This is a genomic window from Mesorhizobium sp. M7A.F.Ca.AU.002.02.1.1, assembly GCF_003998535.1.
Taxonomy (GTDB): Bacteria; Pseudomonadota; Alphaproteobacteria; order Rhizobiales; family Rhizobiaceae; genus Mesorhizobium; species Mesorhizobium ciceri.
On sequence record NZ_RZPB01000331.1, the window covers coordinates 1 to 6,426 of the forward strand.

At 55.4% G+C, this 6,426-nt stretch carries 8 protein-coding genes and 1 pseudogene; 6 read left to right on the forward strand and 3 right to left on the reverse strand.

All coding sequences use genetic code 11. The features are described from left to right. A pseudogene (locus EN879_RS19910) lies at positions 1 to 132 on the forward strand (IS481 family transposase); the annotation flags it as partial. A 203-nt stretch (positions 133 to 335) separates the two neighbouring features. On the opposite strand, the gene EN879_RS19915 reads toward EN879_RS19910, so the two are convergent. The 3 genes from EN879_RS19915 to EN879_RS40735 are packed head-to-tail and all read right to left on the reverse strand — an operon-like array spanning position 336 to position 1,075. After that, positions 336 to 620 carry a DUF6804 family protein gene (locus tag EN879_RS19915; RefSeq protein ID WP_063169433.1) on the reverse strand — a complete coding sequence of 95 codons (285 nt, stop codon included), beginning with the start codon at positions 618 to 620 and terminating at the stop codon, positions 336 to 338. Positions 621 to 672: 52 nt separating this feature from the next. Continuing rightward, on the reverse strand, positions 673 to 912 hold the full coding sequence (locus tag EN879_RS19920; RefSeq protein WP_082826591.1) for a hypothetical protein: 240 nt from the start codon (positions 910 to 912) through the stop codon (positions 673 to 675). Between the two features lie 28 nt (positions 913 to 940). Then, positions 941 to 1,075: a YHYH domain-containing protein gene (locus EN879_RS40735; RefSeq protein WP_199489651.1), complete on the reverse strand. Its 135-nt coding sequence runs from the start codon at positions 1,073 to 1,075 to the stop codon at positions 941 to 943. A 129-nt stretch (positions 1,076 to 1,204) separates the two neighbouring features. On the opposite strand from EN879_RS40735, the gene EN879_RS19930 reads away from it, so the two are divergent. The 5 genes from EN879_RS19930 to EN879_RS19950 form a co-directional block, all read left to right on the forward strand. Continuing rightward, positions 1,205 to 1,645, forward strand: coding sequence for a hypothetical protein (locus tag EN879_RS19930; protein WP_126066778.1), 441 nt, complete (start codon positions 1,205 to 1,207; stop codon positions 1,643 to 1,645). A 197-nt stretch (positions 1,646 to 1,842) separates the two neighbouring features. Beyond that, positions 1,843 to 3,282 (forward strand): hypothetical protein, encoded by a 1,440-nt coding sequence (locus EN879_RS19935; protein WP_063169430.1) that lies wholly within the window; start codon positions 1,843 to 1,845, stop codon positions 3,280 to 3,282. Next, complete coding sequence (locus EN879_RS19940; RefSeq protein ID WP_063169429.1) at positions 3,275 to 4,093, forward strand: hypothetical protein; 819 nt, start codon at positions 3,275 to 3,277, stop codon at positions 4,091 to 4,093. Before EN879_RS19935 ends, EN879_RS19940 begins: the two co-directional genes overlap by 8 nt. Then, entirely contained in the window at positions 4,093 to 5,409 is a 1,317-nt protein-coding gene (locus EN879_RS19945) for a hypothetical protein (RefSeq protein ID WP_063169428.1), read from the forward strand. The genes EN879_RS19940 and EN879_RS19945 overlap by 1 nt, the downstream gene beginning before the upstream one ends. Further along, positions 5,397 to 6,426, forward strand: a 1,030-nt coding sequence (locus EN879_RS19950) for a hypothetical protein (protein WP_245493842.1), incomplete at its 3' end; no start/stop codon positions are given. The genes EN879_RS19945 and EN879_RS19950, both read left to right, overlap by 13 nt.

A 6,426-nucleotide genomic window follows, 5' to 3' on the forward strand; every position in this document is an offset into this window, starting at 1 on the left:
CATCGTGCCGCCGAACTGCCTGTCTGGCTGCACAGATACAATTGGCATCGTCCACATGGCAGCCTAAAGTCAAAAACGCCTATCAGTCGCCTCGCCCTGATCGAGGACAACCTGTTGAAGCTCCACATCTAGGGCATGCGAAAATAGAAAATAACGGGCAAAAAGATGCGCCTTTTCCGACTCCGAGCCTAGATGGTTGAAAGCCTCGAAGTACTCCTTCGTCCGCTCGAGGAGATCTCCCGCATAAAGCGCCAACGGCTGTGACACGGTGACCCTCGGGCGCGCCTTGACCTTCGGCGTCTCAGGTCCACTCTTGGCCATCTCAGATTATCGGCTTAATTCCGGTGCCGGTATGCGACAAAGCCGAACAGAGTAGCCGCTGCGACGTTGAAGATTGCCCACAGCTCGCGCGGCAAATGAACCGGCATGAACGGGTTGAAGATCGCTGCCGCTCCAAACAGCGCCCAAGCCAGGGTGCGATTTTCAGGGCCTGATCGCCACACCATGGCTCCGCAGTAGATCCCGGCGAAAAAGACCACCACGCGGAGGAATTGGTAATAGCCGTACGGCCATGGCGCTACCGCCAGCAGCGAGGCAATAGCTACACAGATGCAGACCAACCGGACCGTTCCGGCCGGCGTCGAAAAGCATTATTTTCAGCAAACTTGATCCTCAAACGCCCAGCACGGTTGTTAGTGGAGTTTCGGCGCCCGCCATATATTTGAAAAGCCAGATTGCCCAAGTGATCGGCCAAATGAACGCCAACATCGCATCCAGGCTCAAGTTAATCAGGATTTTTACGACCACTGATGCATGGCCCTGCCATGTGTCGACGACATTCATCACGTAGGTGATCGGCCCGCCCAGCATGAAGAGGAGGCCCAGCGGAGCTGACATGATGTTCTTCAGCATGTTTGTGTCCCTCAGAAAGGCGTGACCTTCAGTGACAGTGATACGCGCCGGTCTTATGGTTGGTATGGCAACCGTTGGCATCAGTGCCGCCACTGTGTGCAAACGCGCCGGTCGCGCAAGCGATTATTGCAGCGGCCATAGCCGCGAGAAATGTTGTTTTCATTTTATTGCCCTCCCAAAGTATTTCAGACAGAGCACTATTGCCGGTCGGGCACAAGCTGCTCGTGGCACTGTGAACACAAATAGGATAGATGCTCCTCTGTGCAGGCCAAGATCGGGCGAGGAGAATACTTTGGATGGATTGCGATTGATGCACGTCCCGTTGGCGATCCTGCTGACATGGCCAAGGGTGGCGACGGCAAATGAATGCCTCTCGAAGTACACCAAGACCGACGTCTGCGCCTACGCAAAAAAAATGCAAACCGAAATGGCTCCAGCATTGCCCATGCTGATCAGTTCGAACATCTCCGTTCGGAGCATCATCGCAATCGGGCCAAGGATCGTTTTCAACGCCACCTGGGCTCAGACCGATGCGGAAGTAGACGCCAAATTGTTGGCTGCTGGCGTCTCGCGGCCGGTCTATGTCCAGAAGATCGATGAAATGACCAAAAACTATGTCTGTCGTGCGGAGGAACTATCTGCCTTCGTTCGCCTGGGCGGTGAGATCCAGTACACGTATACGACTGTGGATAATTTCCCAGTCGCGAACCCGCTCGTAGCACTCTGTCCTTAGAGCATCGCAGCACGGCTCATGACATGACTAGTCGCGGCCGATCAACCAGTTGATCAGCAGCCATGATCATTTGTTGGAACTCAATTGAGCCTGATCCGCACTAGCAAGTGGATAGAAGTGAATGTGCGGTTGCCCTTTAGCTCTACTATGCATAGAAACCACTCTGCCGGGGGGCGTAAAGTTGGGGTTGTGAGTGCGTGGGCTCTAAATTCGAAAAACTAAATAAGTTGCGTGACTCACTGCGAGAATCCAACCACGATTTTCGGGCGAGCACTCAGCTATTCAACAGCCTGGACCCTGCCAAGATCGACGGCGACCTGGATGTCATTAACCGCGGAAAGCAGCGCGGCGAGGTGAACCAACCCCCGAAAACGGCAAAGAATCTCGACGATGTCGAACATGCCATCGTGGAACGCGTTGAGGATGAGAAGAAGGCTGCGCATCACACTCTTGAGGACAACCTGCAACTCCTTGGAGGTCGTCTTGCCGGCCTCGATTTCGAGGAACAATTCGGTCTAATCCGTCAGACGAATGCCGCTAGCGTTTCGGACTTCAAAGCCTCGGTCGCCGTGGGCCTCGATGAACTTCACGGCCTGAGAAGGGCCCTGAACGACGCCGAAAAAGAGCATGCATGGTTTAAGGAGAAGCACGGTCTCGTTCGTGCCGCGCGTGTGCAGCACGGTGCCGCTCACATTTTCCGGCTATCGCTTCTGCTATTTCTGTTTCTGGTCGAGACAGCGATGAACGGCAACTTCCTGGCCAAGGGCAATGAGCAGGGATTTTTTGGTGGCATCCTTGAGGCTGCGGCATTCTCTTTCATCAACATCGGGGCGGCTTTGCTCCTGGCGGTTTTCTGCGCTCGTCTCGTCACCCATCGGTCGTTTTTCGTAAAATTCGTTGGGATCATTTCAATCCTTTTCTATATCGGCTTGGCGATTTCGATAAACTTGGCGCTAGCGCACTACCGTGAGGTCAGCGGCTCGCTCGCTGACGGCGCCGGCGCTGAGGTCATCCGTAATATGCTCGCCAATCCAGCGGGTCTCACGGACATCAAGTCCTGGTTGCTGTTTGCGATCGGCCTGATGTTTTCGCTTTTCGCTTTTATCGACGGCTGGTTCGTGCTCGACCCTTACCCAGGCTACACTGGCGTTGAAAATCGGCTCGTTCGACGGCGCGATGACTACATCGATCGAAAGAAGGAACTGATCGAAGAGCTGCAGGATGTCCGCGACGACCACAACGAAAAAGTGGAGGAAATCGTCAAGCAGCTTGGTAGTCGCCGGCGCGAGCACCGCGCGATTGTCGATCATCGATCGAGGCTTCTGGCTCTTTTTGCGCAGCATCAAGACCAATTGGAGCGAGCCTGCAATCAGCTTTTGTCGATGTATCGGGAAGCCAACATCCAGGCGAGGACCGAGCCGGCGCCCAAGCATTTCGGAACGCCCTACAAACTTGATCGCATCAAGCCATACGTCACCGGCGAGCGGGAGTGGAATGAGGGAGATGTTGGCGCATCAATTCGCCAGGCGCAGGAGGAACTCAACGAGCAGGTTCGTCTGATTGGTCAGGAATGCGAACGGGGAATTGAGCAGTACCGAGATCTTGATAAGCTTCACCCGGACAGCGTGAATGTCTAGGCGAACCCGCAGACGCAAGAAAGGCAATGCGGGTACCATTGCCGCGGCCATTGCCCTTGGTGTGCTATCCGTTGCGATGTTGGCCGGCTTCGGCTGGATGTGGACCAGGTCTGGCAATGGCCATATCGACGCCAACACGAATTGCCCATTGGACGGACCCTCCAGCCTGACCGCCGTCCTCATCGACGCCACTGATCCAATTTCGGCAACGACGATGGCTGATCTCAAGAACGAGTTCCGAAAGACCATTGGGCAGGTCGAGCCGGGTGGGTATGTGAGGATTTATACCCTGAGCTCGGCGCCTGGTGAGCTGACGGTGATGTTCGATGGATGCAATCCCGGTGATGGGTCGACCGTCGATAGTTGGACCAACAATCCTGCGCGGCGTCAAAAGAAGTGGGAAAACGCCTTCGGCGATCCTTTGAACAAACTTCCCGATGAAATCCCGAATGCGGCTTCCGCGAGCCAATCTCCGATCATGGCTGGAATTCAGAAAATCAAGCTGTCGCTCTTCGATAGCAGCTTGGCCAAACAGGGCAGTCCCAAGCGATTGGTGGTCGCCTCTGACATGATCGAGCATACGACGATTTACTCGCAGTACCGATCGGGACTGGATTACCAAAAATACCTCAACAGCGCCGCCGACCGCACATATGGGACGTCGCTGGATGGGGTGGGCATCACAATTCTTTATATCGATCGGGCAAAGAAGCCATTTCAGACCCTGGATCACGCGGAGTTCTGGACACATTGGGTCCAGAACCATCACGGCGAGTTCGAAAAGCTGGTTGGCTTGGATGGGTTAAACTGATGGCGAGAGCGCACGACAAACCTTTGCTGGATCATCCACGTCTGCCGGTCGTGGTTTTCGCGGCATTGACACTCGGCGGGTGTGTATTCATCGCCATTGCAAAACTCTCAGGCGTAAATCCGATCGTCGCGGCGGTAGCACCGGCCTGCCTGATGTTTTTCTATCTCGGGGTTTCGATCTTTGCTGGAAAGCTACAACTGCACGACGAGCAGACCGGCGATAACCTCTACTATATGGGCTTCCTGTTCACCCTGACGAGCCTTGGGGTCTCGCTGTTTCAGTTTGGAACGGAAGGCTCAACCGACACGATCGTCCAAAATTTTGGCATCGCGATCACGTCGACGATCACCGGTATTGCTCTGAGGGTTTTCTACAATCAGATGCGGCGCGATCCCGCGGACATTGAGCGAACGGCGAGGCACGAACTTGCCGACATGACACGGCGTGTAAGAGCCGAGATGGAAAGCGTAACCAGGGAGTTCGCCGACTTTCGTCGTGTCAGCCATCAAATGCTCGAAGAGGGCTTTGCAGAGATTGCCGAGCAAGCGGCACGCAATGGGGAGCACATTCGATCTGCCCTGGACAATATTGCCATGGAATCGATCAAGCCTGTCCAAGAGGCGTCTGCCAAGCTCAGTGACGCGTTGCAGCACAATTTCGGGCAAGTCGAAACCCAGTTTGCTTCGATAGCGAACCGCGTTGGAGCTGCAGCGGATTTGCTGGATAAAGCCAACAGCTCGATGTCCAACTCTGTTGGAAAGCTCGGTAATCAAGCCGACAATATGGCTGCCAAGCTGGAAAAGGTGGTTGTTCCTGATGAGGTGCTGAAGAACGATCTGGCGCCGATGGTCAAGCTCCTGGGTAATGCTGTCGCACAATATGCGATAAAAACCGAAACAGCCTCGCAAGAGCAGCAAACGCGGATGACCGGTCTTGCCGACGCAGTGATCAAGGTGGCGACTGGAGTGGAGAGAGCGGCAGCGGCCGCAGAAAAGACCGCAGAAACTGTCCAAGCGCAGCAGCGTTTGACTGAGGAGTTCATGGCTGTGATGCAGAAACACAGCAATGAAACACGCGGCCTCGTCGCAACCCTTACACAACATAGCCTCCCGGCCGTGCGCACTCCCCAGCCTCTGAGCAATGCGATAGCGAACGATGTCGAGCGAGTGGCGGCACCTTCCACTGTTGCCTCCCCTGTGGAGACGCCAATCAAGGTTTCGGATGACACGGAGGGCGACACCTTCCGATCGTTAAGCAGTCCGGCGGAGGTGGAGAAGGGTGAACCGCCAAAGAGAGCAAGTTGGTGGGGCAGGTGAGTGAGGTTAGCGGAACAGCCATTACGTTTGAGCGCAAGGGCTATGGCCGCGGCCTGATACTCGGCCTGACGATGGCTGAGACGATGCTGCTTCTCGTTTTCTGCCTTTTGCTTGCTGCAGGCGCGCTCATCGCCAAGACAAAGAAAGAGGCTGCGGCAGCGCAGAAGATTGCGCAGTCCCTCAATGAGAACGCTCGCAAGCTTGACGAGGAAAACAAGCGGTTGCTGGCTCAGCTGAATGCCATGGTCAAGCCTGCAAGTCGACGCAATGTACCAGATCAAGAATGGCGTGAATTGGTCCGGGCCAAAGAGGCCGCAGAGGCAATCAAAAAAGTGGGACTGACCCTTGAGGAAGCGGTGAAAAGCGCGCCGGCCGCCAAAGTCCTCTCTGACAACGACGTCGACGTTGATCAGGCCAAAGCCATGATCGAGAAGATGAAGGTTCTGCGCGAGCTCGGCTACGTTGGCACGGGCAAGACGTCCAAGGATCTTGCTGACGCACTGAAGAAGGCAAGGAACGAGGCCTCTGCTGACAAGCCACACGATTGGCCACCGATCATCAGTCTTAGCGAGCTCGATGGCTATAATTTCGATACTGGAAGTGCGGAGCTTTCCGGTGGCTTCAAAACGAAGTTGCGGCAGATGTCGAAGACCATTGCTGGAATTGCAACTTCCTATGGTGTGGACGTCATTGAGGTGATTGGCCACACGGACGAGCAGGCGATGTCCGGTGACTCATCGAATATGGACAGAGGCCTTCAGCCCGTACTGGCGCGCAAGATGGACATTGGCACACTCCATCCTGCCGACAATGCCGGGCTTGGATTAGCGCGAGCGATCTCCGTCACAGGCATCCTGCGCGATATGCCGGAACTGAAAGGCTTCACCATCCTGCCAATGTCCGGCGGCCAGTTGATATTGCCTGGCGACCGGCTCACCGACGGCGCACAGGCCGGCGACGTCAAGGCGAGGAGGCGAATTGAGATCAGGGTCAGGCAACGTTCGCGAGAGACAGATA